At 74.5% G+C, this 26,202-nt stretch carries 25 protein-coding genes and 1 pseudogene; 12 read left to right on the top strand and 14 right to left on the bottom strand.

What is annotated here, in order from left to right:
* Positions 1 to 121 precede the first annotated feature (121 nt).
* Complete coding sequence (locus tag ABD361_RS26665) at positions 122 to 1,060, top strand: D-alanyl-D-alanine carboxypeptidase family protein (protein ID WP_344438809.1); 939 nt, start codon at positions 122 to 124, stop codon at positions 1,058 to 1,060.
* A 41-nt stretch (positions 1,061 to 1,101) separates the two neighbouring features.
* On the opposite strand, the gene ABD361_RS26670 is transcribed toward ABD361_RS26665, so the two are convergent.
* From ABD361_RS26670 to ABD361_RS26680, 3 genes are all read right to left on the bottom strand, one after another.
* Positions 1,102 to 2,040 carry an alpha/beta fold hydrolase gene (locus ABD361_RS26670; RefSeq protein ID WP_344438811.1) on the bottom strand — a complete coding sequence of 313 codons (939 nt, stop codon included), beginning with the start codon at positions 2,038 to 2,040 and terminating at the stop codon, positions 1,102 to 1,104.
* A 113-nt stretch (positions 2,041 to 2,153) separates the two neighbouring features.
* Positions 2,154 to 3,446, bottom strand: coding sequence for a wax ester/triacylglycerol synthase domain-containing protein (locus ABD361_RS26675; RefSeq protein WP_344438813.1), 1,293 nt, complete (start codon positions 3,444 to 3,446; stop codon positions 2,154 to 2,156).
* Positions 3,447 to 3,484: 38 nt separating this feature from the next.
* A complete protein-coding gene (locus ABD361_RS26680) occupies positions 3,485 to 4,729 on the bottom strand; it encodes a glycosyltransferase (protein ID WP_344438815.1) in 1,245 nt (414 codons plus the stop codon).
* A 181-nt stretch (positions 4,730 to 4,910) separates the two neighbouring features.
* Between ABD361_RS26680 and ABD361_RS26685 the strand changes: the two genes are divergently transcribed.
* Positions 4,911 to 6,098: an aminotransferase class V-fold PLP-dependent enzyme gene (locus ABD361_RS26685; protein WP_344438817.1), complete on the top strand. Its 1,188-nt coding sequence runs from the start codon at positions 4,911 to 4,913 to the stop codon at positions 6,096 to 6,098.
* Here ABD361_RS26685 and ABD361_RS26690 read toward each other — a convergent pair.
* From ABD361_RS26690 to ABD361_RS26715, 6 genes are all read right to left on the bottom strand, one after another.
* Entirely contained in the window at positions 6,086 to 6,328 is a 243-nt protein-coding gene (locus ABD361_RS26690; RefSeq protein ID WP_344438819.1) for a hypothetical protein, read from the bottom strand. The two genes, ABD361_RS26685 and ABD361_RS26690, sit on opposite strands and share 13 nt — an antisense overlap.
* Positions 6,329 to 6,346: 18 nt before the next feature.
* Positions 6,347 to 6,634: a hypothetical protein gene (locus tag ABD361_RS26695; RefSeq protein WP_344438821.1), complete on the bottom strand. Its 288-nt coding sequence runs from the start codon at positions 6,632 to 6,634 to the stop codon at positions 6,347 to 6,349.
* Positions 6,635 to 6,741: 107 nt separating this feature from the next.
* The gene (locus ABD361_RS26700) at positions 6,742 to 7,053 is read right to left on the bottom strand and encodes a hypothetical protein (RefSeq protein WP_344438823.1); all 312 of its coding nucleotides are present in this window, start codon (positions 7,051 to 7,053) and stop codon (positions 6,742 to 6,744) included.
* A gap of 105 nt (positions 7,054 to 7,158) precedes the next feature.
* A complete protein-coding gene (locus ABD361_RS26705) occupies positions 7,159 to 8,334 on the bottom strand; it encodes an amidohydrolase family protein (RefSeq protein ID WP_344438825.1) in 1,176 nt (391 codons plus the stop codon).
* A gap of 1 nt (position 8,335) precedes the next feature.
* Positions 8,336 to 9,694: a type I glutamate--ammonia ligase gene (locus ABD361_RS26710; protein WP_344438827.1), complete on the bottom strand. Its 1,359-nt coding sequence runs from the start codon at positions 9,692 to 9,694 to the stop codon at positions 8,336 to 8,338.
* Positions 9,695 to 9,859: 165 nt separating this feature from the next.
* Positions 9,860 to 11,104 carry a serine hydrolase domain-containing protein gene (locus ABD361_RS26715; RefSeq protein WP_344438829.1) on the bottom strand — a complete coding sequence of 415 codons (1,245 nt, stop codon included), beginning with the start codon at positions 11,102 to 11,104 and terminating at the stop codon, positions 9,860 to 9,862.
* Positions 11,105 to 11,311: 207 nt separating this feature from the next.
* Here ABD361_RS26715 and ABD361_RS26720 point away from each other — a divergent pair, with 207 nt between their 5' ends.
* The 3 genes from ABD361_RS26720 (at position 11,312) to ABD361_RS26730 (ending at position 12,904) form a co-directional block, all read left to right on the top strand.
* A complete protein-coding gene (locus ABD361_RS26720) occupies positions 11,312 to 11,680 on the top strand; it encodes a hypothetical protein (protein ID WP_344438831.1) in 369 nt (122 codons plus the stop codon).
* 88 nt (positions 11,681 to 11,768) lie between these two features.
* Entirely contained in the window at positions 11,769 to 12,050 is a 282-nt protein-coding gene (locus ABD361_RS26725; protein ID WP_344438833.1) for a hypothetical protein, read from the top strand.
* 98 nt (positions 12,051 to 12,148) lie between these two features.
* Entirely contained in the window at positions 12,149 to 12,904 is a 756-nt protein-coding gene (locus ABD361_RS26730; RefSeq protein ID WP_344438836.1) for an SDR family oxidoreductase, read from the top strand.
* Here the strand turns inward: ABD361_RS26730 and ABD361_RS26735 are convergent.
* Positions 12,889 to 14,202: a helix-turn-helix domain-containing protein gene (locus ABD361_RS26735; RefSeq protein ID WP_344438838.1), complete on the bottom strand. Its 1,314-nt coding sequence runs from the start codon at positions 14,200 to 14,202 to the stop codon at positions 12,889 to 12,891. The genes ABD361_RS26730 and ABD361_RS26735 overlap by 16 nt on opposite strands.
* A 321-nt stretch (positions 14,203 to 14,523) precedes the next feature.
* Between ABD361_RS26735 and ABD361_RS26740 the strand changes: the two genes are divergently transcribed.
* Positions 14,524 to 15,393, top strand: a complete 870-nt coding sequence (locus ABD361_RS26740; protein ID WP_344438839.1) for a diaminopimelate epimerase — start codon at positions 14,524 to 14,526, stop codon at positions 15,391 to 15,393.
* A gap of 423 nt (positions 15,394 to 15,816) precedes the next feature.
* Positions 15,817 to 16,785: a polysaccharide deacetylase family protein gene (locus ABD361_RS26745; protein WP_344438841.1), complete on the top strand. Its 969-nt coding sequence runs from the start codon at positions 15,817 to 15,819 to the stop codon at positions 16,783 to 16,785.
* A gap of 24 nt (positions 16,786 to 16,809) precedes the next feature.
* On the opposite strand, the gene ABD361_RS26750 is transcribed toward ABD361_RS26745, so the two are convergent.
* From ABD361_RS26750 to ABD361_RS26765, 4 genes are all read right to left on the bottom strand, one after another.
* Positions 16,810 to 18,042, bottom strand: coding sequence for an exo-beta-N-acetylmuramidase NamZ family protein (locus ABD361_RS26750; protein WP_344438843.1), 1,233 nt, complete (start codon positions 18,040 to 18,042; stop codon positions 16,810 to 16,812).
* A gap of 216 nt (positions 18,043 to 18,258) precedes the next feature.
* Complete coding sequence (locus tag ABD361_RS26755) at positions 18,259 to 18,903, bottom strand: phosphatase PAP2 family protein (RefSeq protein ID WP_344438846.1); 645 nt, start codon at positions 18,901 to 18,903, stop codon at positions 18,259 to 18,261.
* Complete coding sequence (locus ABD361_RS26760) at positions 18,900 to 19,628, bottom strand: DedA family protein (protein WP_344438848.1); 729 nt, start codon at positions 19,626 to 19,628, stop codon at positions 18,900 to 18,902. The genes ABD361_RS26755 and ABD361_RS26760 overlap by 4 nt, the downstream gene beginning before the upstream one ends.
* 179 nt (positions 19,629 to 19,807) lie before the next feature.
* Positions 19,808 to 20,212, bottom strand: coding sequence for a rodlin (locus tag ABD361_RS26765; RefSeq protein WP_344438850.1), 405 nt, complete (start codon positions 20,210 to 20,212; stop codon positions 19,808 to 19,810).
* A gap of 321 nt (positions 20,213 to 20,533) precedes the next feature.
* Between ABD361_RS26765 and ABD361_RS26770 the strand changes: the two genes are divergently transcribed.
* The 5 genes and pseudogenes from ABD361_RS26770 (at position 20,534) to ABD361_RS26790 (ending at position 26,169) form a co-directional block, all read left to right on the top strand.
* Positions 20,534 to 20,848, top strand: a complete 315-nt coding sequence (locus ABD361_RS26770) for a putative quinol monooxygenase (protein ID WP_344438852.1) — start codon at positions 20,534 to 20,536, stop codon at positions 20,846 to 20,848.
* Positions 20,849 to 21,257: 409 nt separating this feature from the next.
* Entirely contained in the window at positions 21,258 to 22,277 is a 1,020-nt protein-coding gene (locus ABD361_RS26775) for an isopenicillin N synthase family dioxygenase (RefSeq protein ID WP_344438854.1), read from the top strand.
* A 257-nt stretch (positions 22,278 to 22,534) separates the two neighbouring features.
* Positions 22,535 to 23,795, top strand: a pseudogene (locus tag ABD361_RS26780) (MbnB/TglH/ChrH family RiPP precursor modification enzyme).
* Between the two features lie 37 nt (positions 23,796 to 23,832).
* The gene (locus ABD361_RS26785) at positions 23,833 to 24,834 is read left to right on the top strand and encodes a TIGR04222 domain-containing membrane protein (protein WP_344438855.1); all 1,002 of its coding nucleotides are present in this window, start codon (positions 23,833 to 23,835) and stop codon (positions 24,832 to 24,834) included.
* 261 nt (positions 24,835 to 25,095) lie between these two features.
* Positions 25,096 to 26,169: a S1 family peptidase gene (locus ABD361_RS26790; RefSeq protein WP_344438857.1), complete on the top strand. Its 1,074-nt coding sequence runs from the start codon at positions 25,096 to 25,098 to the stop codon at positions 26,167 to 26,169.
* The last annotated feature ends 33 nt before the right edge of the window (positions 26,170 to 26,202 follow it).

Below are 26,202 nucleotides of genomic sequence, written 5' to 3' on the forward strand. Positions count from 1 at the left end.
GACCACCGATGAACAATCCGACGATCTGCTCGTATGAGTGAAACGGATTTCGTCTCGTGTGGTGGGAGGTGCCAGCATTTCGCTCGCCTCAACCCGATGAGCGAGGACATCTGGAGATCGCATGCAGCGTTGTGGGGGAATCGCCGTCCAGCGGCTGCGCCGCCTGGCGGTGGCGCTGACGGCCTCGACCGCGGCCGTCACTGCCGCCCTCCCGGCCGCCGGAGCACAGGCGGCCGGCGAGCCGCCGCCACCGACCGTCGGCGCCAAGGGCGCCTACCTGGCCGACGGCGACCAGCCGCTGTTCGGCAAGGCCGCCGACGTACGGCGCCCGATGGCCAGCACCACCAAGGTCATGACCGCGGTCGTGGTCGTCGACGAGCACGCAACCGACCTCGACCGCGAGGTCACCGTCAAACAGGTCTACCGCGACTGGGTGCGCGACCAGCAGGCCAGCACCGCCGACCTGCGCACCGGCGACCGGCTCACCGTACGGCAGCTGCTGTACGCCCTGATGCTGCCCTCCGGCTGCGACGCCGCCTACGCACTGGCCGACACCTTCGGCAGCGGCGCCACGGAAAAGGAACGCACCGAATCCTTCGTCGCCGACATGAACAAAAAAGCGCAGGAACTCGGGCTCGCCGACACCCATTACGATTCCTTCGACGGCAATTCCGGCCCCGCGGGAAAGAACTGGACGTCCCCGCACGACCTCGCCGTCCTCGCCGCGCACGCCCTGTCCAGCGACACCTTCGCCACCGTCGTGCGCGCGATGAGCACCCGGCAGCGGGCGCAGAACGTCAACCGCCTCTACACCTGGTACAACACCAACAAGCTGCTCGGCTCCTACGACGGCGTCATCGGCATCAAGACCGGCTCGACGCGCGCCGCCGGCCCCTGCCTGGTCTTCGCCGCCCGCCGCGGCGAGCACACCGTCATCGGCGCCATCCTCGCCGCCCAGGGCGACCGTTACCGCGACGCCGCGAAGATGCTCGACTACGCCTTCCACACCACCACGCGCATGACGCTGCGCCACCTGCCCGCCGGCGCCCACGAGGACTGAAAGGCTCCCGAGGCCGGAGAGGCCGGAGATGGGCGTGCTTCTCACAGCTCCCGGGCCGGCCGCGGCGAGGGGAGCGTGCCCATCGAGCGGTGCCGGAAGTACTCCACGGGCCGGCAGTACTCCAGCCCGTCCAGGCAGTCGCCGGAGAAGAAGCGCAGCAGCAGGTCGACCAGCTCGCCCGGGCACTCCAGGTGCACCAGGTGATCGGCGTTGCGCAGGGTGGTGAAGCGGGCGTCCGCCAGCCGGGCGGCCGCCTGCCGGCCCAGCGCCGGGGTGCTCAGCGGGTCGTGCTCACCGGTCACCACCAGGGCCGGCACCCGCACCGCCGACCCCCCGGGCAGCGTCGAACGCGCCAGGAGCCGCTCGGAGTTGTCCCGGAACTTGCGCAGGTCCTCGTCGCTCATCTCGTGCAGCGCCCGGTTCAGGCAGCGCACGACCGTGGGCCGGCGCGAGACCGTCACCCGGGGCGAGGTGCACATCATCCCCTCGATCACGCACTGCGCGAATTCGCTGCGCCGGCCCTCCTCCGCCAGCCGGACCGTCTGCTCGACCGTGGCCCGCACCCGCGGCGTCAGATGGGACATCGTGCCCACCAGCGCCAGGCGTTCGGCCCGCCCCGGGTGCGCCCGCGCCCACTCGTAGGCCACGGCCGTGCCGTAGGACGTGCCCAGGACGTTGACCGGGGACGGCGCCACCTTCTCCAGCAACTGGTCGAGGGCCTCGGCGAGGAAGTCGAAGCCGTAGTGCGCCGGCAGCCGGTCCGCCCCGCCCCAGCCCGGCAGGTCGACGGTGATCACGCTCGCCGCCTGGCGGCAGCCCTGCTCCAGCCGCCCCCACGCGTTCTGGTACTGGAACGCCCCGCCCACGAAGACGATGGGGGCGAGCCTGGCCCCGGGCTGGTGGACGACCCGGCCGCTGTACGCGTAACCGTCGAGGGTGAGCGGGATGACCTCTTCCAAGAGTGCGGTACGCGTCGGCACGGCCGGTCTCCGTTCGTGGGGGGCTTCACCAGGGGAACGAGAGCCGCGGCGGGACGTTACTGCCCGCCTGCCCGCCCGCCGCGGGCCCCCGCGGCCGGGCCCCGGCGGCCCGTTCAGGGGCACAGTGCGAGGATCTCCTGGCCGATCAGCGCGGGCAGCCGCTCCGCGATGCGGCGGTGACCCTGGTCGCTGACCACCGTCAGCGTGGCACCGCCGTCGTGCAGGCTCATCGTCACGGCCACCGGGTGCCCGGGGCTCAGCGACGGCAGTGCGGCGATGCCGGTCAGCCGGGCCCGGCCCAGCCCCAGCGGGCCCGCATGGGTGGCGAGGCTGGAACACAGCAGCGAGGAATACAGGCAGGAGTCGGCGTACCGGCCGAGCGCGTCGCCCACGGCGCCGTAGCGGTGCGGCCGCGAGGCCACCAGCAACGCCTGCGCCCGCGCCCGGCGCTTGAGCCCCGCCCGCCGCGTGAAGGCGTCCACGGCCGCGAGCCGCCGCAGCGGGCCGCCCGTCATCGGCAGCGGCACCCTGACCGCGGCGTAGTGGTTGCCCAGCGGCGCCGGCCCGCCGGGGGAGCGTACGTCCACGGGCACCATCGCGCACACGCCCGGCAGCCGCAGCCGCCCGGTCACCCCCGCCGCCCGCAGCGCACCGGCCGTCGCCGCCAGGAAGACGGCGTTGGCCGAGGCCCGGCCCGACGGCAGCGCCTCCCGGGCCGCACCCAGGTCCGCCGCCGGCACCCGGCACCAGGACACCACGCGCCGGGAGTCCACCGGCCCGTGGAACGGCAGCGGCCGCGCCCGGGGCACCAGGTCGGCCAGGGCCCGTGCCACGGCGAACCGTCCCGGGCCGCCGGGCGCCGGGCCCGGCAGACTGCGCTGCCCGGGCACCCCGGCCGGCTGGTCGAGCAGCGCCCGCATCAGCGTCACCATGGACATGCCGTCCAGCAGGGCGTGGTGACAGCACAACAGCAACGCGAAACCGCCCGCGGCCGGCAGCAGGTGCAGCCGCCACGCCGGCCGGTCCCGGCCCATCGGCTGGGCCAGCAGCTGCCCGGCCACGCCCGCGAGGCCGCCCGGCGGGCCCTCGGTGACGTGCCACTCGGGGGCGAAGGCCGTGGCCGGCGCCCACCACGGCCACGTACGGGGGTCCCCCCGGTCCGGCCCGGCGACCAGGCGCAGCCGCTCGTAGGCGCCCCAGCGGTCCGTCACCAGCTCGCGCAGCTCGCCGAGCCGGGGCGCCGGGCCCTCGAACCAGGCCAGCAGCCCGGCGGTCATGCACACCGCCCCGCTGCTCTGGTGCCGGTGCAGCCAGGCGTCCAGCGGTGGCATCGAGAACCCGGCGGGCTGCTCGGTGTCCGCCGGCAGGACCGGGGAAGGGGCGGGCGGGGGGAAGGGAAGTCTCACTACGGGCTCCTCGACGTTCCGCGACGTGCCGGCCGGACTCAACAGGTGGCCTCCGCGACCGCCCGGGACACCGCGCCCGCGCCGTCCTCCAGGCCCAGCCGGGCGGCCAGCTCCGTGGCCCGGCGGGCGAAGCGCGGCTCGGCCGTCACCCGCTGCAGCGCGCCGGCCAGTCGGTCCGCCGTCAGCCCGGAAAACGGCAGCACCCCTGGGCTCACCCCCAGCCGCACCAGCCGCTCGGCCCACCACGGCTGGTCGGTGAAGACCGGCACCGGGACCGCCGGCACGCCCGCGCGCAGCCCGGCGGCAGTGGTCCCGGCGCCGGCGTGGTGGACGACCGCGGCCATGCGCGGCAGCAGCCAGCCGTGCGGCATCGCCCCGACCGTGATGACGTCGTCGCTGACCACCGACAGGCCCGCCCAGCCGGACTGCACCACGCCCCGCACGCCCGCCTTCCGCAGCGCCTGCGCGGTGATCTCGGCGAGCCGCTGGGGATCGCCCGGCATCATGCTGCCGAAGCCCACGAACACCGGCGGCGGCCCCGCCGCCAGGAAGTCGCTGACCAGCCCCGGCGGCTGCCAGCCCGCGCACTCGTGCGGCCACCAGTAGCCGGCGACGTGCAGCCCGGGCCGCCAGTCCGCCGGGCGCGGCAGCACCGTGGGGCTGAAGCCGTGCCAGATCGGCCAGCGCGACCGCTCGCGCTCCGCCCGCAGCCGGTGCACGCTGCGGTGGGCGAGCCCCAGCCGCGCGTGCAGGCTGCGGTTGGCCGCGGCGTACAGCGCGTCCAGCACCCCGTTGGCGCAGCGGCCGCGCAGCCGGTTCGTCCGGCCCGGCGACCGCCACGCCGTCGTGCACGGCGAGAACGCCGCGGTGGGCGTGTCCGGCTGCAGGAACACGCCCATGCTCGGGATCTGGTGGTACTGCGCCACCACCCGCCCCAGCGGCGCCACCAGGGCCGACAGCAGCACCAGGTCGGCCTTGAGGTCCACCGCGGCCAGCACGCCCTCCACCAGCGCCAGCGCCGCCCGCTCGGTGGCCCGCGCGAACCGCGCCAGGGCCAGCGGCGAACGGCCGCCCCCGCGCAGCCGGTTGTGCGCGCCCAGCAGCTCCTCGAAGGGATCCCCGGGCAGCGGGCGCATCCGCAGCCCGCAGCAGGCCACCGTCTCCTCGAACCGCTCGTGCGCCACGATCTCCACGTCGTGGCCCTCGGCGAAGAGCCGGTGCCCCAGGCCGGTGTACGGAGCGACGGAACCCGTGGTGCCCGCTGTGATGATCTGGATGCGCATCTGTCCGGCCCTCCTGCCGCCCTGTCCTGTCAACGACACGACTCCGGCACGGATACGCACCCGCCCGAGGCGGTCCCTTCGTCCGAGGTCAGGGGGCTGGTCACCGGGGCGTCTCCCGTGATGGAGTCGGACCGCCGGGCCGACCGTTGCGCCATGAGAGTTGCGCCATGAGAGGGGATCCATGGACATTGCCGCGCTGCGCCGCGACACCCCGGGCTGCGCCCACCGCGTGCACCTGAACAACGCCGGTGCCGCCCTGCCGACCCGCGCCACCCTCGACACCGTGACCGGACACCTCGAACTCGAGGCGCGCATCGGCGGCTACGAGGCCGCGGCCGAACGCGAGGCCGACATCCGCGCGGTGCCCGCCCTCGTCGCCGAACTCCTCGGCGGCCGCCCCCACGAAGTGGCGCTGTTCGACAACGCCACCCACGCCTGGCAGGCCGCCTTCCACGCCCTGCCGCTGCGCCCGGGCGACCGCATCCTGACCGGCCGTTCGGAGTACGGCAGCAACGTGCTGGCCTACGTGCACGCCGCCCGGCGCACCGGGGCCGAGGTCGTGGTCGTGCCCGACGACGAACACGGCCAGCTCGACACTGCCGCGCTGGCCGAGCTCATCGACGAGCGCACCGCCCTGGTCGGGGTGAGCCACGTGCCCACCAGCGGCGGGCTGGTCAACCCCGTCGCCGAGATCGGCCGGATCACCCGCCGGGCCGGGGTGCCGTTCCTGCTGGACGCCACCCAGTCTGTCGGCCAGTTCCCGGTCGACGTCGCCGGGATCGGCTGCGACATGCTGTGCGCCACCGGCCGCAAGTTCCTGCGCGGCCCGCGCGGCACGGGCCTGCTGTGGGTGCGCGAGGAGATGCTCGAACGCCTGGAACCGCACGTCAGCGAGACCGCGTCCGCCCGCTGGGACGGCGACCGCGGCTACACCTGGCGCTCGGGCGCCCGCCGCTTCGCGACGTGGGAGATGAACTACGCGGCCGTTCTCGGCCTGGGCAGCGCCGTGCGCCAGGCCCTCGACCTCGGCCTGCCGGTCATCGGCGACCGGGCCGTCGCCCTGGGCGCCGCCCTGCGCGAGCGGATCGACGCCGTCCCCGGGGCCCGCACCCACGACCTGGGGCGCGACCGCTGCGCCATCGTCACCGCCTCCGTCGAGGGCGTTGCGGCGGAGGCGGTCAAGGCCGAACTGGCCCGCCACGGCATCAACGTGACGGTCACGGTGCCCGAGCAGTCGCAGTTCGACACCGAAGTGCGCGGCGTGCACCCGCTGGTGCGCCTCTCGCCGCACTACTACAACACCGAGGAGGAGCTGGACCGCGCCGCCGAGGTCCTGGCCGGCCTGGCGCGGCGGCCTCAGCCGAGGTAGTCGATCTGGTAGATGTGCAGCGTCCTGGTCTGGTGCCCGAGGTAGAGGACGAGGAAGACGTCGTCGAGCACCAGCATCCGCATGATGCCGTCGTCCTCGCCGTACGGGACGGTGGACGCGAGGGGGTCCGCGCAGGCGGCGGCGAGGACGCCGCTGAGGTGCTCGCTCACCGGTGCGGGCAGGCAGTCCCAGACGGCCGCTATCGTCGCATCGTATTTCAGCGCGTACACGCGGCCCAGACTGTCAGCTCAGGCCGTCCCGCGGGCGCGAACGAGGGCGGCGTCCCGCTGCACCTTCTGGGTGATGTCGATCCACTCGCCCGGCACCTGCCCGCCCGCCGCCTCCAGCGCGGCGTCCCGCCGGCCGCGCTCGACGGAGGCGAGGGTGCGCTCGGCGATGCCCTGCCACTTCGCGAGGACGGCGGCCGTCTCGCGGGCCGGGGCGCGGCCCAGTTCGAGGGCGAAGCGCCGGCACAGATCGGGGCAGCCGAGGACCTCGTGGATGCGGTCGGTGCTCCAGACCACTGGGGTGCCCATGCGTCCTCCCCGCGTCGGCGGCTCGACCGCCCAGAGTAGCGAAGACCGGCCGCAGGGGAGGGGGAACGCGCATCCGGCGGGTGACGGCCGAACGGGTCACGCACCGCTCAGTGCAGGAAGAGCACGCTGCGGAAGGACTCCAGGCGGTAGAAGCCGACCGGGAAGTAGGCGGCGGCACCCCGGCAGTCCGGGGTGTCGAACAGGTAGGCGTTGCGGTCGGTCTCGTTGCCCGCGATGCCCCGGGCGTCGCCGACGGCGTAGCAGCGCCCGTCGACCGGGTCGGTGATGTCGTGCGCCTCCGCCCCCTGCCGGGTGAAGTACGTGAACGTCCCGGTGGCCGCCCGGGCGCCGCACGGTGTGCTCAGCACCAGCGCCGTGGCCAGCGCGCAGACGAGGGGGCCCGGGATCGGATGTCGCATCGGTCGCAGTGCCCTTCGCCGCCCTCGCCGCCACCCCCTGTGGGCGGCGGCCCGGCCGCGACGGTACCGGCGCGGGGCAGGGGCCGGGCCGTTCGGCAGGTGCCGTCACCCGGACGGCTCAGTGCCCGGCCGGTACGGCCGGGAGTCGCTGCGGCCCAGGCGGTAGACGCGGCGGGCGTTGTCCGCCGCGACCATGGCTGCCACCCGCCCGGCGTCCGCCGCCGACCAGGCCCCCTCGGCCACCCAGCCCCCGAGCAACCGGGAAAGGGCCCGGCGGAAGAGCTCGGCACCCACCACGTACAGCTCGGGCAGGCCGTAGGCGTCGGTGGAGAACAGCAGCTTGCCGAAGGGGGTGAGCTCCAGCATCTCCGCCAGCACCGCGTGGGCCCGGGCGCCGGTGTGGGTGAGGGCCAGACCCATGTCGGCGTACACGTGGGGGAAGACGCTCGCCAGGTAGGCGGCGCCGCGGTGGTACGGGTAGCAGTGCAGCAGCACCACGGTGGCGCCGGTGGGGCGCACGGCGCGCACGAAGTCCGTCAGCAGCAGCGGGTCGCTGCGGTGCAGCGTCAGGTCGGGATCGCCGAAGCCGGTGTGCACCTGCAGGGGCAGCGCGGTGTCGGCCGCGGACCACAGCAGATGGCGCAGCAGGACCGGGTCCGTGAGGCGTTCGCCCGGTGCCCGCGTCAGGAGCCACTGGTCGGCGGCGGTGCGCACCTGTGCCGGGCGGGGGCGGTCCGGGGGCAGGTCGAGGCCGTGGCGGTAGGCGGCGACCGACTTGAAGCCCACCGCGTGGCGGGCGGCGTCGGTGACGGCGGTGGCGAGGGCGTCCAGGAAGGCGCCGGGCCCGTCGGCGGTGTCGGCGGCGCGCTCGGCCAGCGGTTCGAGACGGACGACCTCGTGCCAGGTGGCCCCGCCGCCGGCGGCGGCCAGCTCGCGGGGGCCGGTCAGGTCGCCGGGGATGCCGGTGTCCACGAGGTACTCGGCGATGCCGGTGGCCCCCAGCAGCCGCCGCGCGGCCTCGGCGGCGCCCAGGGCGCGCCGGCGTTCGAGGTAGTGGCCCGGGGTGCAGTGCGGTTCCAGGCCCAGCAGCGGCGGGCACCAGCGGCGGACGGCGAAGCCGAGCTGGGTGTCGAAGAAGGAGGTGCCCGTCGCGGGAGGCGCGTCCGACTCGGTCAGGTACGCCGCGAAGTCGCCGGCCGCCAGCTCCCGGCGGTCGATCCCGTGGCAGTGCTGGTCGACCAGCGGCGGGATGGCGAGAGCGGTGAGCGCGGTGCCGGGCACGTCAGTACCGTCCCCGGGTGGCGGCGGCGACGGCGGCGGGGGAGACGCCCTCGTACAGCTCGGCCTCGCCCCTGCGCACGGCCACGATCGCCTCGAACAGCGGGTCGCCGAGTGCCGAGCGCAGCAGCGCGGAACCGGAGAAGCGGTCGGTGGCCTCCGTCAGCGAGGTGGGCAGGCGCACCTGGCCGCCCGTCGTGGCCGGGTCGCCGGCCACCGGCGGCGGCAGGGCGCGCCCCTCCTCGATGCCGGCCAGTCCCGCGGCGATGACCGCGCCGGTCACGAGGTAGGGGTTGGCGGCCGCGTCGAAGCACTTGACCTCCGCGTTGGCGCCCGAGGGGTCGTCGGGGGCGCCGGTGACGAAGCGCAGTGCGGCCTCCCGGTTCTCCAGGCCCCAGCACTGGAAGGCCCCCGCCCAGCGCGAGGGCTCCAGGCGCAGGTAGCTGGCGGGCGAGGGGGCGCCCAGGGCCAGCAGGGCCGGCAGCTCGTGGAGGACGCCGGCGAGGAACGCCTCGCACTCCCGGTGCATCGCGAACGGCCCGTCGCCGGCCCGGCACAGGTTCACCCCCTCCCGCCACAGGCTCAGGTGCAGGTGGGCGCCGTTGCCCACGCCGCCGGGCTCGACGACGGGACCGAAGAAGGCGTCGAGGCCGTGGTCGGCGGAGACCGCACGGATCGTCTCGCGCACGAGGACGGCCAGGTCGGCGGCGTCCACCGGGTCGCTCGCGGCGACGGAGACCTCGAACTGCCCGGGCGTGTACTCGGGATGGATCTGCAGGGCCGTCACCTCCTGGGCGGCCAGGGCGGCGAGGACGTCCCTGAGGTAGCCGGACAGCTCGGTCACGCGCGCCATGCCGTACGCCGGTCCGGTCGCCGCGTAGCCGGGAGCGGGGCCGGGCGAGCCGGCGTGCGCGACGACCCACTCCGTCTCGAAGCCCATCCGCAGCTCCAGGCCCCGCTCGCCGGCGGCCCGCGCCATGCGCCGGGCGAACAGCCGCTGGCACGCCGCGTACGCCCCGCCGTGCTGCTCGTAGCGGTCGGCGGGCGCCCAGGCCCAGCCCGGGCGGGCGGCGAGCACCGTGAGCCGGTCGAGGTCGGGGAAGAGCCGCAGGTCGCCGTCGGGGCCGCCGATGTGGGGGCTGGTGACGGCGGAGTCGTCGCAGAGGAAGACGTCGAAGGTGGGCGAGGCCCCCACGCCCCAGCGGGCGGCGTGGCTCAGCCGGCCGGTCGGCACCGCCTTGACGCGCGTGATCCCGGCGTTGTCCACGAAGGTCAGGGCCACGGCGTGCACGCCCTGGGCGGTCAGCTGCGCCGCCGCCTGCCGGGCCGCCGACTCCGCCCGTTCCCGCTCCGGATCCGTCACGGTCCGCTCCTTGTCTCGAACACCACGGTCTGGGACTGCGCGTCTGAAGAATGCGTCTGAAGAATGCGCCTGGAGAACGCGCCTCATTACATCTCAACACCGCACACCAGGTGTGCGTTGCCGCGAACCGGCGGCGGCCGTGCGCCGCCGCCGGGACGCCGCGGGTCAGCGCGGGGAGAGCAGCCGCTCGGGGGCCGGGCCGCTGCCCTTGCCGGCCGGCGGGCGGGTGCCGCAGTACTCGGACTCCAGGAGGGCCTGCAGGTCGATCGCCGCCCAGTCGCCGTTGACGTTGAAGGCGGCGGTGTGCCGGCCGTCGGGGGTGGCCGCGGCCAGGGAGACCGAGCCGTGGACGCCGCCGCTGTGGAACCACACGTCCTTCCCGCACGACAGGCGGGCGGTCTCCACGCCGAGCCCGTATCCGACGGACCCGCCGTCGTTCGCCGGCACGGTGGTCAGCAGTTCGCGCTGCCGGCGTTCGGGCAGCAGCTCGCCGCCGAGCAGGGCGCCGTAGAAGCGGTTGAGGTCGCCCGTGGTGGAGATGATCTCGCCGGCCGCCCACCCCCAGCTCATGTTGAGTTCGGTGACGTCGTAGGTGCGGCCCTCCGGGTCGCCGGGTATTTTGCTGTAGGCGCGGCCGGAGGGGTCGGGCATCCAGGGCGAGGTACCGGGCAGGCTGGTCTGGTGCAGGCCGAGTTTGCGCAGGATGCGCCGCTCGATCTCCGAGGCGTAGGAGTGTCCGGTGACCTTCTCGACCACCATGCCGGCCAGGATGTAGTTGGTGTTGGAGTACTCCCACTTGCCCGGCTCGCCGGGTGAGAAGGAGGGGGCGTGCCGCATGGCGGTCGCCACCAGCTGGGCCGGGGTGCGGGTCTCGTACCGGTGTGCGGTGAAGTCCTGGGTGAGCTCCTTCCGGAAGGCCGGATCCTGCGTGTAGTTGTAGATGCCGCTGGTGTGGTTGAGCAGTTGGCGCAGGGTGATGCGGTTGCCGTCGTGGCCGTTGCCGTGGACGACGCCGGGCAGGTACTTCTCCACGGTGTCGTCGAGGTCGAGCCGGCCCTCGTCCTCCAACTGCAGCAGCACCACCGAGGTGAAGACCTTGCTGATGCTGCCGATGCGGAAGTGGTCCCGCTCCTGGCGCTTGCGGCCGGAGGCGAGGTCGGCGACGCCCGCGGAGGCGTTCCAGGCCAGCGTCCGGCCGCCGCTCTGTTCCCGGGTGCCGCCGAGGACGCCGGGCAGCCCGGCCCTGACGTGCTCCTCCATCACGGCGCGGGTCGCGGCGTGCCGGTCCTGTGCACGGGCCGGGGCGGCCGTCGCGGTGGTGGTCAGGGCCGTCGTGGTCAGGGTGGTGGCGGCCAGTGCGGCGGTCACGGCGATGCCCAGCGGCGTCCGGCGCGGTCTTGTCGCGGTCATGGGTGCCTGCCCCTCGGTCGGAAGCGTTCCTGATCGCCTCCGAGGACCGCGTGCGGGGCGTGCACCGTTGAACGGCGGCGGCCGGGAGCATCGACTTCCGGCCAGGGGACTGCTGTGCCGATCAGTCAGGAAATATCACTCGTATCCTGCCAATCTCACCCGATCGACGGAATGCACCGAAAGTGCTGGCGCATCTACCCTTTCAGCATGCCGATGTGGGGTCGCGCCGCAGTCCTGCCGCCCGTGGTGCGGGCAGTGGTCGCCGTGCTGACCTCCGTCCTGCTGGTGCTGTCGGGTTCGGTGTCCGCCGGCGCGGAGCCCGTCCCCGTCCGCGCGGGGGCACCCGTCTCCGCGCTGGTGGAGGACGACTCCTCCGACGACTGCGTCACCTGTACGACCGAACAGCGCGTACCGCGCCCGGGGAGGGTCGGGCGGCCGGCGGGCAGGCGCACCTGCCCGCCGGCCTTCGTGCCCGCCGCCGGGGTGGCCGGGGGGCTCCCCGGCCCGCGGGCGCCGGCCCGGCCCGGTGACGCCGTCGCCACCGGGCACGCGCACCACTCCGTCCTGCGCTGCTGAGCACGTCCACGCCCCGTCCCCTCCTTCACGGGGGGCGGGGCGTCGCCGTGTCCCGGCTGTCCCGCAGGTACGACCCAGGAGTGACGTCATGCGCATCGATGCTGCGCGCGCACTCGGCGCCTACGTGCGCGCCGAGGCCTACCGTTCCGTCCGCCCCACGCCCGAGCCGGAGCCGGCTCCCGTCGTGGTGGAGGAATCCGTCGAGGAAATCGCCGAGGAAATGGCCGAGGAGATCGCCCAGGGGTTCGGTGCCGGGCGCGCCGGCGGGCGGCTTGCGGGGGAGCGTCCCTGCGGGCCGGCCGCCCGCGCCCGGCTGATCGCCCGGCTGCTGTTCCCGCGCCGCCACGAGGAGGGGCCGGCGCAGGGCTGACGAAGGGCCCCCGCCGGCGGGGATGCCGACGTGCGAGGCATGCCGTACCACCATAAATTGGTCGTGCCCTGCCGTCAGCCCTCGCCGAGGAGGGTCGCATGCCCAGCCACACGCTCAAGGACAAGGTCGTCGTGATCGGGGGCGCTTCGAGGAACCTCGGAGGCCTGATCGCGAAGGAAGTCGCCGCGGACGGCGCGAAGGTGGTCGTCCACTACAACAGCCCGTCCTCCAAGGAGGGGGCCCAGCACACCGCCGAGGCGGTCAGGGCGGCCGGCGGCGAGGCGGTGGTGCACGAGGCCGACCTCAGCCGGCCGTCGGAGGTCGAGGGCCTGTTCGAGGTCGCGGTGGGCGCCTTCGGCCGGGTCGACTGTCTGGTGAACACGGCCGGCATGGTGGTCAAGAAGCCGATGACCCAGGTCACCGAGGACGAGTACGACAAGATGTTCGCGGTGAACTCCAAGGCGGCCTTCTTCACGATGCAGGAGGCCGCCCGCCGCATCGAGGACGGCGGGAAGATCGTCACGATCGTCACCTCGCTGCTCGCCGCCTACACGGGGCTGTACTCGGTCTACGCCGGCAGCAAGGCGCCGGTCGAGCACTTCACCCGGGCGCTGTCGAAGGAGTTGTTCGGCCGGAACATCTCGGTGAACAACATCGCCCCCGGCCCCATGGACACCTCGTTCTTCTACCCGGCCGAGACCGACGACTCCATCGCGTACCACAAGTCCTCGTCCATGAACGGCGAACTGACCAAGATCGAGGACATCGTGCCGTACGTGAAGTTCCTGCTGACCGACGGCTGGTGGCTCAACGGCCAGACGCTGTTCGTCAACGGCGGCTACACCACCCGCTGACCCTCCAGCGCGAACAGCCGCACCAGCGCAGGAATGCGGTACCGCGTCCCGCTCTCCGTCTCCGTCACCTCCAGCAGGTGACAGTCCAGCAGGTCGCCGAGGATCCGGTGCACCCGGGGCGCCCCGCAGCCCAGCAGCGCGGCCGCCCCCTCCAGGCCGAAGACGTCCCCGCCGTCCGCGGCCAGCCGGAGCAGGGCCCACCGGGCCCGGTCGTCGAGCAGGGCGAAGGCCGCCGCCACGGACGCCCGCACCGACAGGTCCCCCGCGCTCAGTTCGCGCAGCCTGGTCCGCGGCTCGCCCAGCACCTCCTGCGCGAGCGTGCCCAGCGTCCAGTGCGGCCGGGCCCGCAGCCGGCAACCGGCCACCCGCAGCGCCAGCGGCAGCCGGCCGCACAGCTCGGCCACCCGCGCGGCCTCCCACGGCGCCCGGCCCACCCGCTCCGCCCCTACCGTCCGGGCGAGGAAGGCGAGCGCCTCGCCGGCCGTGAAGGCGCCCACCTCGACGTGCCGGGCGCCCGGCAGCGCCGCGAGCCGCCGCCGGCCGGTGGCGAGCACGGCCGAACCGCCGAGCGCCGGACACACGCAGCGGATCTGGCCCTCGCCGACGGCGTCGTCGAGGACGATGAGCACGCGCCGGCGCGCGAGGACGGCGCGCAGGCGCGCGCTCGCCTCCTCCGGCGAGTCGTACGCCCCCGCCGGGGCGCCCAGGGACCGCAGGACCCGGCGGACGACCTCGTCGGGGCGCGGCGCCGGGCGGCCGGCGGGCGCCAGGTCGACGTGGACCTGCCCGTCGGGGAAGGCGCCGCGGCAGCGGTGGGCGGCGTGGACCGCCAGCGCGGTCCTGCCCGCCCCCGGATGCCCGGTGATCAGCACCAGCCGCTGCGGCGGCCCCAGCGGCGGGCACAAGGCCGCGCGCACTTCGCGCAGTTCGGCCGTGCGGCCCGTGAAGTCCGCGACGTCGGGCGGCAACTCGCGCGGAATGCCGTCGTCCGGGGACAGGGGCCGCGGCCGCACCGGCCGCTCAGGACCGGGCCCGGGGGAGAGGCGGGCCATGACGGCCGCCTCCAGCAGCCGCCGGGCGCCGTCCCGCCCGCCCGCCACCTGCTGACGCTGCGTCAGAGCACTCGTCAGGAGCTCGACCGACTTGCGCTGGGGGCTCGCCGTACGGCCGCGCTCCAGATCGCTGATGGCCCGCACGCTCAGCGTCGAGGCGCGGGCGAGCTCCTCCTGCGTCATCCCCGCCGAGAGCCGGCAGCGGCGCAGCAGCGCACCGAAGGCGACCTCCTGGGAACCGTCCACCCCACCCATTCCCCCTCGTGCCGGCAGCCTCCCCCGCGACCGGCCCCTTCCAGCGTAAGGTGCCCACCGACACGGTCAAGATGCCTCCTACCACCCGCAATGCAGGCAATACGGTGAGACGGCGCGAACCCGGCGCCGGAGCACGCGGCGCCATGCGCCCGGCGGACGTGCGCACACCACCCGCCCCACGAACCGGAAGCCGACCGGCAGTTGGCCGACAGAAGCCCGGCGAAGGCGTTGCGGCCCCCGCCCACCCCGGACCACGATGCGCCCCAGGGCGCCGCGGGCCCGCCGCGGCGTCCTGCACCCGGAAGGTGGTCGATGGAACGGCAACGCACCGCCCGGCCCGGGCCGCGCTACGTCAAGGGCCACTGCTGCGGCGACGGCTTCCTCCTCCTGCTCGACCCCGGCGACCGGATCCCGCTGTCCGAGGACGCCGTGCGCCGCGTGTGCGACCCGCACGCCGGGCTGGGCGGCGACGGGCTGGTGCGGCTGGTGGAGAGCGCGGGCGGCGGCTCCCACCGCAGGCCGCGCACCGCCTGGTTCCTGGACTGCCGCGAGCCCGACGGCTCGCACACCCTCCTGTGCGGACCCGGCGCCGGCTTCGCCGCCCGCTACCTCGCCGAGGCCGGCCTCGCCCCCGCGGGCCCGGTGCGCTTCGCCACCCCCGTCGGCGACCAGCGCGCCACCGTCGACGACAAGGGCCGCGCCACCGTCGAACTGCCCCGCCCCCGCGTGCTGGGCACCGCGTCGGTGACCGCCGAGGACCGCACCCACCCGGCCACGACGGTCTCGCTCGGCAGCCTGCACCTCGTCAGCGTCGTCGACACCCCCGTCTCCTACCTCGACCTGACGAAGGAACCCCGGACGGACTCCGCCGCCTTCCCCCGCACCGCAGGCGTCATCCGCCCCGCCCCCGACCTCGTCTTCGTCAACGTGCTGCCCCGCGGCAGCCTGCGCGTGCGCGCCTACCGGCCCGGCACCGGCGAAGTACGCACCGGCGGCACCGTCGCCTGCGCTGCGGCCGCCGCCGTCCAGCACGCCGCCGGCGGCTGGGACACCACCGTCGTGGAGAACCCCGCCGGAGCCCTCACCGTCACCCTCGCCGCCGGCGCCCCCGCACGGCTGACCGGCCCCACCGCGATCAGCGCCGAAGGCACGCTCGACACCCGCTGGCTGACACCGGCCTGAGCGCACCGGGACGACGTACCGCGCCGGGCCCGCCGACGTGCGGCACTACGGCGCCCCGCAGGGGCGCGGGGAACTGCGCGATCGCCACAGACGGCCCGCAGTCGATACGCGACCGGCGAGGGCCGGGTGCCGCGCGGCGGAGCCGCAGATCAACACTGCCCCGCGCCCCTACGGGGCGCCGTGGCGTCACCTCTTCGTCCGACGGCCGCTTGGCCTACGGCCCCGGCGCGCCCCGGCGCGCCGTGACCACCGCGGCGGCCGTGCGCGGTGCCACCCGGCCGGGCGACGCGCCCCGGTGTCCGCGGTTGCGCGAGTGCGCAGCTGCCCCGAGGGTTGGTGTCAAGATCATCGAACCGGTGTCGTGCCGGGGTGAGGTGAGGGACCGTGCCGTGCCGGCGGTCCGTCACCCGTGAGGAGTCGTGCATGTCCGGATACGCAGAGGTCTTCCGGCGTGGCCGGGGGCGCCACCGGCGGCGCCGGCGGATTCCGCTGAAGACCGTGGCGGTGCTCTCCGCGCTGGTGACCTGCTCCGCGTTCGCGGTGACCCGGATGGAGGACGACCCCCTGGACTGCGCGCCCGGCCGCGGCGCCGACGGGCGCCCGGCACGCCTGCCCGTCGAATGCCGGGGTGCCAACGCGGCCCTGCGGGCGGGAGCGCCGGCCGGCAAGGCGCCGGGCCGCGCCGGCGGCGAGGGCGGGGACGGGGTGCCGCACGACGGCGACGGCGGCCGCCCCGGCCGGGCCCCGGCGCAGCCGGAGGCCGAGGGCGGCTACGACCGCGAGCGGTGCGGCAACACCTCCGGGCGCCTGCTGCTGTCCCTGGACGACTGGGCCTACAGCGACCCGGAGCGCTCGGTGCGCATCGGCGCCCAGCTGCAGGCCCAGGGCGTCCGGGCGGCGTTCTTCCTCATCGGCAAGTTCGCCGCGCAGTACCCCAATATCACCGCCACCCTGCGGCAGCAGGGGCACTGGGTGGGCAACCACTCCTTCACCCACAAGCAGCTCACGGCCCTCGACGACCAGGAGCTGCACGACGAGATCCGCAGTGGCGTGGGCGGGAACCTGCTGCGGCCCCCGTACGGCGACGCCGGCGAACGCGAGCGCGACGTGGCCGCGGATCTGGGCTATCGCATCTGCAACTGGACCATCGACACGCACGACTGGGAGAAGGGCGACGGCCCGGGCGGACTGCGCAGCGCCGAGGCCGTCCGGGCGAGCGTGCGCGACGCCTCGCAGGAGGAGAAGCACAACGGCGTGATCCTCGGGCACCTGTTCAGCAACTTCCCCGCGGCGCTCAACGACATCATCGCCGACCTGCACGCCCAGGGGTACCAGCTGTGCCGCAACACCGGCCCCGTCACGGAGAACGTCCCCCACCCGCTGCCCTGCTGATCCGCCGGCTGCCGGGTGCGGCGCTCACGCATAGCGCAGGTACTTCGCCCGTACGGCCTCGAACGCCGCGAGTTCCGTGCGCCAGGCGCCGACGACCTCGTCCGTGTCCGCACCCGCGTCGATCATGGTGCGCAGCCGTGCGGACCCCGAGAGCTTGTCGATGAAGTGGTCCGGGCGCCAGGCGAACCCGCGCCACGTGCGCTTGGCGGTCACCAGCAGGGCCACGGCCGTGCGCAGGGGGTCGTAGGCGGCGCGGTCGTGGACGTGCAGGTGCACGCCGCCCATCGTCCTGCCCTGGAACGGGCCGAAGGTGGGGACGAAGTACGCCTCGCGGAAGTGCACGCCGGGCAGGCGGGCGGCGCGCGCGGCCCTGGCCCAGCGCCCGTCCAGTCCCTCAGCGCCCAGCATTTCGAACGGCCGCACCGTACCGCGCCCCTCGGACATGGTGGTGCCCTCGAACAAGCCGGCGCCGCAGTAGACGAGGGCGGTGTCCGGGGTGGCCATGTTGGGGCTGGGCGGCACCCACGGCAGCCCGGTGGCGTCGAAGAAGTCCGTGCGCCGCCAGCCGGTCATCTCCACGACGGTCAGCTCCGCCCTGCGGCCGGCGACGGCGGGTACGAATTCGCCGTTGTACAGCAGTGCGAGCTCGCCGACGGTCATGCCGTGCGCCTGGGCGATGGGCGCCCGGCCGACGAAGGTGGCCCACCGGGGGTCGAGGACGGGCCCGAGGGCGTGCCGGCCCGAAACCGGGTTGGGCCGGTCCAGGACGACGAAGCGCTTGCCGGCCGCGGCGGCCGCGACCAGGCAGTCGTAGAGCGTCCAGATGCACGTGTAGTAGCGGGCGCCGCAGTCCTGGCTGTCGTAGACGAGGGTGTCCACCCCGGCCCGCTCGAACAGCTCGACCAGGAGCTGCCCGCTCTTGCGGTAGGTGTCGTACACCGGAAGCCCCGTCGCCGCGTCCCTGGAGTCGCCCTCGGACAGGCCGGCCTGCGGCGTGCCCCGGTAGCCGTGCTCGCCGCCGAGGACGGCGACCGTACGTACCCTGCGGTCGGCGTGCATGACGTCGACGATGCCGCGCGCGTCCCAGGTGATGCCGCTCTGGTTGGTGATGACGCCGACCCGCTGCCCGGCGAGCAGCCGGTAGCCGTCGGCGGCCAGCCGCTCGAACCCGGTGCGCACCCGGCCGGCGCGGCGCGGGGCCGCACCGGCCGGGGCGCGGGCCGCCGCTCCCCACGCGGCGGCGGTTCCGGTGGTCATCAGGGCCCGTCTGGATACCGTCGGCCTATAGGGCGTCACATCGCGCAAAGTAGCCCATCGGTGCGGCCGTCGCGGGCATCCCACGCGGCCGGCATGCGCTGCTCTGCCCTCTGGGCCGGTGCCGTCAGTACCGCACGGGCAGGGCCCGCAGGCCGCGCGGGGCCAGGCGGTAACCGGGGATTGCTCCCTGGTTCGGGTCGGTGCGTCACCTGCTGGTCAGGCCGGGGCCACCAGCAACGGACGCAGCCGGCCCTTGCGCGCCCGTTCGACCCAGCGCGCCCCGTGCGTCGCGAACACCGTGAGGGGGACGGCGAGGGCGATCCCCACCAGGGCGCCGGCGGCGACGTCGTGGGGGTAGTGCACGCCGATCCACACGCGGGAGGCGGCCATCGCGACCGCCGCCAGCACGGCCACCGCGCCCACTCTGCGGTCGACGAGCCACAGCGCACCGGCCGCCGCGAAGGCGACCACCGCGTGGTTGCTCGGGAAGGACCAGTCGTCCCGCGGCGGGCACGCCGCGAGCGTGAAGCTGCCGGGGATCGAGCGGCAGGGCCGTTCCTCGCGCACCACCGCCTTGAGCAGCAGGTCCACGCCGTAGACCGCCACCACGACCAGCGGGACGGCCAGCGCCCGGGCCATCATCGGCGAGTCCGAGCGCCGGGCCCGCCACCAGGCGACGAGCATCAGCGCGGCGAACAGCGCCAGACCGAACGCCGACCAGGTGCAGACCGTGTCGTTCAGCAGCCACGGCGCGTGCTGGGCGTCGTGCGTGATGTCCGTGTAGAGGCCGCCGTCGATGCCCGAGCCGTCGAACCCGGCGGAGGGTGCGGGCCGCGGCCCGGGGCCCGTGAGCGCCGTCAACGGGCCCCCTCGGGGTCCGAGGGAACCTCGGGAGTCTGATCGGTGTGGGGCGGGCGCGCCACGGCCCCGCCGGACCGTCCGGCGGCCGCCCGGCGCCTGCCGCGCAGCACCTCAAGGGCCACCGGCAGCAGCGACACCGCCACCACCAGGCCCACCAGCGGCAGCAGATAGTGGTCGACGTCGGGTACGGCCGACCCCAGGGCGTACCCCGCCAGCGTCAGCCCCACCGTCCACACCAGCCCCCCGGTCACCTGCCACAGCGCGAAGACGCGCGCCGGGACCCCGAGCGCCCCCACGAGCGGATTCAGCACCGTGCGCACCACCGGCACGAAGCGGGCCAGGACGATCGCCCGCGCGTGCCCGTAGCGGCCGAGCAACTCCTCGGCGCGGGCGGCGCCTTCCAGCAGCCGTCGGTTGCGCGAGCGCGCCAGCAGGGCGCGACCGCCGCGCGCCCCCAGGACGTACCCGCACTGCGCGCCCAGCAGGGCGCCGGCCACGGCGGCGGCCAGTACGGGCAGCAGGTCCAGGTGCGGACCGGAGTGGGTTCCGGAGCGGCACAGCAGCCCCGCGGTGAACAGCAACGAGTCGCCGGGCAGCAGGAAGCCGATGAGCAGACCGGTCTCCGCGAACAGCACGACGGCGATGCCGAGCGTGCCGAAGGCCGTCAGCACCGAGGACGCGTCCAGGACGTTGACGGCCAGTGTGGGGGCGGATGCTACGAGCACGAGTGCGAGGCCTCCCTGATCGAGGGGCGGCGGACGGCCGGCCCTGCGGAATTGCGTTCGAGCCGGGAATCCGGCCGGGCCGCCCCGGCGCGGTGCCGCCCGTCCGGACATACAAGAATCCCCCCGCCCCGGGGCCCGTACACCCGGAGCGGGGGGAATTCATGGCACTGAGACGATCGTCAGTGCCCCTCGCCTTCGTTGCCCGAACCGTTGCCCGAAATGATCGGGATCTCGTCGACCAGGTGCGACAGCGGGTCGTCGCCGTCGTTGATGGTCGAGTTGTCCGTGCACTGCTGCTGCTGCTGGGACGTGAGGATCGGAACGTCCTGGACGCCGATGTTGATCAGGGCGAGGACCGACTGGATGCCGACCTTGCCGATGCCCAGGCAGAGCTTGTTGAGCGAGCCCTGGATCAGGCTCATCTGCGGGCTTTCGTGACCCCCGGTCCGGGTGTTGCCGTAGCCGGTCTTCGCACCGTTGGCGTTGGCCACATCCTGGTCGTTGTCGATGGCCATCGCTGGAGAGGCGACGGCACCCACGACGGATGCCGTTACCGCTGCCGTGGCGAGCACCTTGTTGAGCACGTCACTTGCCTTTCGATCGATCGATGATTCCCACCGGGAAGCGAACTGAGTAACTGCGGGCGAATTGAGAAGTTCCGGAGTTTCACTCATTCGCTCCAGTGCGGAATTGCCGGAAGAAGGGCAGGAACACAGGTCAACTCCTTTGTGGCCCCGGGCCTTGCGATTTCCCCCCGGTCCGGCTGGTAGCGTGCGCGGCGCGGCGGGTTCGCCGACCGCCCGGCCCGCCCGGACAGCGCCCCCACGCGCCGAGTCCGGGCGGGCCTTCACAGGTTCCGCCGAGCACCGCCGAACCCGCCGGGGTTCGCTGCAGAAGGGCGTGACGTGACCGTCGAATACATCCGTTACCGCATCGCGGACCCCGAGCGCCGCGCCGCCTTCGAGAAGGCCTACGCCGCGGCGGCCCCGCACCTGTACGCCGCTCCCCAGTGCCTGGGGTACGAACTCTCGCGCGGGGTCGAGGAACCGGAGCGCTACGTCCTGCGCATCGAGTGGTCCTCCGTCGAGGACCACGAACACGGATTCCGCCACGGCCCCCACTTCCCGCCGTTCTTCGCCCACGTCGGCCCGTACGCGCGGGACATCGAGGAGATGCGGCACTATGAGCGGACGCTGCTGGTCGACAAGCACCGAAGGTGAACGGGCGAACGGCGAAGGGCGCAGGGGTGGAGGCGAACGGGCGCAGGGCGAACCGTGGCGGTTTTGTGAACGGCGTGTGACGCGTGCCACGCCGCCGGCCTCTGGCCCTTCCTTTGGGAACGTATAAGCTGGCGTTATGAACATGCTCGTCAAGCGCCGCCACGTGGACTTCGCCCGCGTCACGAGCACGTCCTGTCGCCGCTGCGGCTGACACCTCACGCCTGAGCCCGTCCCGTACCCGGGACCCGCGGCCGCGTGTTCCCTCCGGGCGATCTCTTGTCGCGCCTGGACGTCCCCTCCTGCTTTCCACCCCTCCCCGGCCCCGCTCCGTCCGCACACCCTGCGGCTGTCCGGCGGGCCGTCCGGCCACCCGCCGGGCGTGACCGGGCTCTCACGCAGTGGACCTTCCATGATCAATGAGCTTCCCGTCCTCGACCTCTCCGCCGCCTCCGCCGGCCCCGACGCCCGGGCCCGCTTCCGCGAGGCCCTGCACGCCGCCGCGCGCGACGTGGGCTTCTTCCAGCTCACCGGCCACGGCATCACCCCCGAGGAGACCGCGGAGCTGATGCGCGTCATGCGGGCGTTCTTCGCCCTGCCCGAAGCCGAGCGGCTCGCCATCAGCAACCTCAACTCCCCCCACTTCCGCGGCTACACGCGCATCGGCGACGAGCGCACGGGCGGCAGCCAGGACTGGCGCGACCAGCTCGACATCGGCGCCGAGCGCGAGCCGCACGTCCCCGGCCCCGGCGAGCCCGGCTACTGGTGGCTGGACGGTCCCAACCAGTGGCCCGCCGCCCTCCCCGAGCTGCGCACCACCGCCCTGGCCTGGGTCGAGCGGCTCGGCGACGTCGCCCGGCGCCTGCTGCACGAACTGCTGGCCTCGATCGGCGCGCCGGAGGACTTCTACGACGACGCCTTCGCCGACCGCCCCCACCTGCACCTCAAGCTCGTGCGCTACCCCGGCACCGCCCCCGACGGCGCGGGCCAGGGCGTGGGCTGGCACAAGGACTACGGCTTCCTGACCCTGCTGCTGCAGGACCAGGTCGGCGGCCTGCAGGTCGACCGCGGCGACGGCACGCCCATCGACGTGCCCCCGCTGCCCGGCGCCTTCGTGATCAACCTCGGCGAACTGCTGGAGGTCGCGACCAACGGCTACCTCAAGGCCACCAACCACCGGGTGATCAGCCCGGCCGGCAGCCGCGAGCGGTTCTCCGTGCCCTTCTTCTTCAACCCCCGGCTCGACGCCCGCATCGCGCCGCTGCCCTTCGCCCACGCCGACCGGGCCCCGGGCGTCACGCAGGACACGGCCAACCCGCTGTTCGCCGAGTACGGCCGCAACGAGATCAAGGGCTGGCTGCGTGCCCACCCGGATGTGGCCCGGCGCCACCACGCCGCACTGCTGGAGGAGACCTCCGCGGCCGCGGCCTGAGCCCCGCGCCGCCCGGCCCGCTCCGGGCCGGGCGGCACCCATTGCCAAGATCACACTCCGCCCGGTTTTTTCCTCGTGGATCAAGGGTTTACGAGGTCCACGCAGGGAATCACCCTCGCAACACGGTGCCCAGGGCACCACGGGGGAAGGTACGGGGGTGTACGGCGATGAACGCCACACAGCACGCGACACGGAACGCGACACGGAGCGCGACCCGCCGACGCGAGGCGGCGCGGAACGCGGCACCGCACGCCGTTCTGGGCACGGGCATCGGCTGGCGGCCGGAGATCGCCGGAGCCGTCGAACGGCTGCCCGGCCTGGACTGGGTCGAGGTCGTGGCGGAGAACATCTGCCCCGGCCACCTGCCCGAGGAGCTCCGCCGCCTGCGCGAGCGCGGCACGCCCGTCGTCCCGCACGGCGTCGGCCTCGGCCTCGGCGGCGCCGAGCGGCCCGACCTCGGCCGCCTCGTCGCCCTCGCCGAGCTGGCCGAGGCGCTGCAGGCACCCCTGGTCAGCGAGCACATCGCCTTCGTCCGGGCCGGCGGCGGCCACAGCGGCCGGCCCGCCATGGAGGCCGGGCACCTGCTGCCCGTGCCCCGCACCCGCGACGCCCTCGACGTCCTGTGCGCCAACGTGCGCGCCGCCCAGGCGGTCCTGCCCGTCCCGCTCGCCCTGGAGAACATCGCGGCCTTCCTCGCCTGGCCCGGCGAGGAGCTCACCGAGGCGCAGTTCCTCACCGAGCTCGTCGAGCGCACCGGCGTACGGCTCCTCGTCGACGTCGCCAACCTCCACACCAACCACGTCAACCGCGGCGAGGACCCGGCCGCCGTCCTCGACGGCCTGCCCCTGGAGGCCATTGCCTACGTGCACGTGGCCGGCGGGTTCGAGCGCGACGGCCTGTGGCACGACAGCCACGCCCACCCCGTCGGCGAACCCGTCCTCGCCGTGCTCGCCGAGCTCTGCGACCGCATCGCGCCGCCCGGGGTCCTCCTCGAACGCGACGACCTCTTCCCCGGAGAAGCCGAACTGGCCGCGGAACTCGACGCCGTCCGCGCTGTCGTGGCGGGTGCCCGTGTCCGCGCCTGAGCACGCGGCGGGCACCGAGGCCGCCCGCCGGCGGCTCGCCGACGCCCAGCACGCCCTGCTGTCCGCCCTCGTCGCCGGCGGCCCGCCGCCCGACGGCTTCGACGAGCGGCGGCTGACCGCCCAGCGCCGTGCCCTGCTGGCCAAACGCGTCTCCGTCGTCGGCAAGGTGGCCCCCGAACTGCCCGGGATCCTGGGCGCCGGCTTCCGCGACCTGTTCCTCGCCTACGCCCGCAACCGCCCCATGACCGGCGGCTACCGCAAGGACGCGCTGAACTTCGCCCACCACCTGCTGCTGCGAGGCGCCGTCCCCGATCCGGAGCGCCGACGACGGCTGGCCGCGTGGGCCGACGGGCACCACACCCCCGCGCAGCCGCCCCGGGGGCCGCTGCACCGCCTCGCCGCGGCCCTGCGCCGCCGGCACACCGCGCACTGACGCGCCGATCACCTGCCGATCGAAAGGCATCCGACCCATGACCCTCGTCGTCGTGGCGGCACTGTGTGCCGCGCTGCTGTGCATCCTCATACCGACCGCCCGGCTGATGCCCCTGCGCCGCCAGGCCCGGGGCTCGTCCTGGTCGGTCCGGCCCGAGGACCTGGACCTGGCCGTCGTCGCCTACCTGCGGGGCGGCGCCGGCCGCGTCGCGGACACCGCCGTGACCGCCATGCACGCCGACGGGCGCCTCACCGTCAGCGGCGGCCGGGTACAGGTGGTCGAGCCCGTCGCGCACAACGCCGTGGAACGGGCCCTGCTCAAGCACTGCGGCTCCGACTGGAGCAACACCCTGCGCACCCTGCGCACGAAGCTGCGCCAGGACGACGCCATGGCCCCCCTCGACACCACCCTGGTCAAGCTGGGCCTCCTGCTGCCCCCGCAGCTGCGGCGCCGGTGGCCCCGGGCCGTCAAGGTCCAGCTCGCCGGGCTGATCGCCGGTACGGCGCTCGCCCTTGCCGTCCTCGTCCAGGGCGACCTGTGGGCCTGGGCGCTCGTGCCGCTGCTGGCGGCCGTGCCGGCCCTGGTGATCCGGCACCACTGCCGGCCGCCCGCCGGGATCCCGTACACGGACGCGGGTGCGGCCCTGGCCCGCAGCATCGGGACCGACGACCCGTGGAGCAGGAAGAACGCGGAGACCCACCCGGCCGGAGAGGCCGGGATCGTCGCCGTGCACGGTACGGGCGTGCTGCCCGGCAAGGACTTGCGCAAGGCGTTCGAGCAGGCGGCGCAGCGAGGGAGGAACCGGCGCCGCTCGGGCAGCTCGTCCTCCTCTTCGTCTTCCTCGTCCTCCTCGTCCTCGTCGTCGCTGGCCGTGGTGGGTGCCTCGTGCGACGGGGGCACCTTCTGCGGCGGTGGTGACTCAGGGGGCTCCTCGGACTCCGGCAGCTCCTCGGACTCCGGTGGTTCGAGCTGTTCGTCGTCCTGCTCGTCGTCCAGCAGCTGTTCGAGCTGCGGTGGTGGAAGCAGCTGCTCCTCCTGAGACGGAGGGGAGCGGGGGGCGATTACCGGACAGTCGCCCGCGCGAACGTCCGGTCATCGCCCGCTGTCGGGAGAGGACGGTGTGCGGTTCTGAGGGAACGTGTGCGGCCGGATGTCTTCTTGTGCACCATCCGTGCCCGGGCGGACACTCGTTCGCGACTCGCTTGGCATGAACGCGACGTGCGGTTGCCGTCATGCCGGCCAGACCCTCCGGGCCCGGCGCCTCCCGCCGGGCACACCCCCCTCACAGGAGGTCGACGAGTTGACTCCCTCACGCATGCCCGCCCGGCGCACGACCCTCGCGGTCGCCGCCACCGTGGCCCTGGCCACGGCATCCCTCACCCTCCAGCAGGCCCAGGCGGCCGCGCCCGGCCCGCAGGCGCTGACCGCCGCCCGCGCGACCGGGCTCGCCCAGCGCCTCGGTACCGAATTCGCCGCCGGCACCGCCGGTTCGTACTACGACGCCCGGAGCCGCACCCTCGTCGTCAACGTCCTCGACGCCACCACCGCCCAGCAGGTCAGGGCCGCCGGGGCGCAGCCGCGGACGGTCACGCACTCCTCCGCCGAACTGGCCGCCGCCAGAGTGCTCCTGAGCCACCGCGCGGCCGTTCCCGGCACCGCCTGGTCCGCCGACCCCAGGAGCAACAAGGTCGTCGTCACCGTCGACAGCACCGTCACCGGCGACCGGCTGGCGCGCGTGCAGAAGGCCGTCGCCGACCTCGGCGACCGCGCGGCCCTGCGGCACACGACCGGCAGGATCCGGCCCCTCCTCGCGGGCGGCGACGCGATATGGGGCAGCGGCGTGCGCTGTTCCCTCGGCTTCAACGTCACCAAGTCCGGCGAGCCGTACTTCCTGACGGCCGGGCACTGCGGCAACGCCTCGGCCTCCTGGTCCCCTTCCTACGGGGGTTCCGTGGTCGGCTCGACCGAGACCTCGTCCTTCCCCGGCCACGACTACGCCCTCGTGCGCTACACCTCCGGCAGTGTCTCCCACCCGAGCGCGGTCGACATGTACGACGGCGGCAGCCAGTCCATCAGCAGCGCCGGCGAGGCCACGGTCGGCGAGCAGGTCCGGCGCAGCGGCAGCACCACGCAGGTCCACGACGGCCAGGTCACCGGCCTCGACGTCACCGTCAACTACGAGGAGGGCCAGGTCGACGGGCTGATCGGCACGACCGTGTGCGCCGAGCCCGGCGACAGCGGCGGCGCCCTGTTCGACGGCGACACCGCGCTCGGCCTGACCTCCGGCGGCAGCGGCGACTGCTCCTCCGGCGGCGAGACGTTCTTCCAGCCCGTGCCCGCCGCCCTCCAGGCGGTCGGCGCCCAGTTGCCCTGATCCCGCGGGCCCGGCCCCCTGCGCCGCGGGCGG

This window comes from Streptomyces luteosporeus, assembly GCF_039532865.1.
GTDB lineage: Bacteria > Actinomycetota > Actinomycetes > Streptomycetales > Streptomycetaceae > Streptomyces > Streptomyces luteosporeus.

Coding starts and splice junctions, on each gene's coding strand:
- ABD361_RS26665 (WP_344438809.1), top strand. CDS start 122: ATGCAGCGTTGTGGGGGAATCGCCGTCCAGCGGCTGCGCCGCCTGGCG.
- ABD361_RS26680 (WP_344438815.1), bottom strand. CDS start 4,729: ATGCGCATCCAGATCATCACAGCGGGCACCACGGGTTCCGTCGCTCCG.
- ABD361_RS26685 (WP_344438817.1), top strand. CDS start 4,911: ATGGACATTGCCGCGCTGCGCCGCGACACCCCGGGCTGCGCCCACCGC.
- ABD361_RS26695 (WP_344438821.1), bottom strand. CDS start 6,634: ATGGGCACCCCAGTGGTCTGGAGCACCGACCGCATCCACGAGGTCCTC.
- ABD361_RS26700 (WP_344438823.1), bottom strand. CDS start 7,053: ATGCGACATCCGATCCCGGGCCCCCTCGTCTGCGCGCTGGCCACGGCG.
- ABD361_RS26715 (WP_344438829.1), bottom strand. CDS start 11,104: ATGACCGCGACAAGACCGCGCCGGACGCCGCTGGGCATCGCCGTGACC.
- ABD361_RS26720 (WP_344438831.1), top strand. CDS start 11,312: ATGCCGATGTGGGGTCGCGCCGCAGTCCTGCCGCCCGTGGTGCGGGCA.
- ABD361_RS26725 (WP_344438833.1), top strand. CDS start 11,769: ATGCGCATCGATGCTGCGCGCGCACTCGGCGCCTACGTGCGCGCCGAG.
- ABD361_RS26730 (WP_344438836.1), top strand. CDS start 12,149: ATGCCCAGCCACACGCTCAAGGACAAGGTCGTCGTGATCGGGGGCGCT.
- ABD361_RS26740 (WP_344438839.1), top strand. CDS start 14,524: ATGGAACGGCAACGCACCGCCCGGCCCGGGCCGCGCTACGTCAAGGGC.
- ABD361_RS26745 (WP_344438841.1), top strand. CDS start 15,817: ATGTCCGGATACGCAGAGGTCTTCCGGCGTGGCCGGGGGCGCCACCGG.
- ABD361_RS26750 (WP_344438843.1), bottom strand. CDS start 18,042: ATGACCACCGGAACCGCCGCCGCGTGGGGAGCGGCGGCCCGCGCCCCG.
- ABD361_RS26775 (WP_344438854.1), top strand. CDS start 21,258: ATGATCAATGAGCTTCCCGTCCTCGACCTCTCCGCCGCCTCCGCCGGC.
- ABD361_RS26785 (WP_344438855.1), top strand. CDS start 23,833: ATGACCCTCGTCGTCGTGGCGGCACTGTGTGCCGCGCTGCTGTGCATC.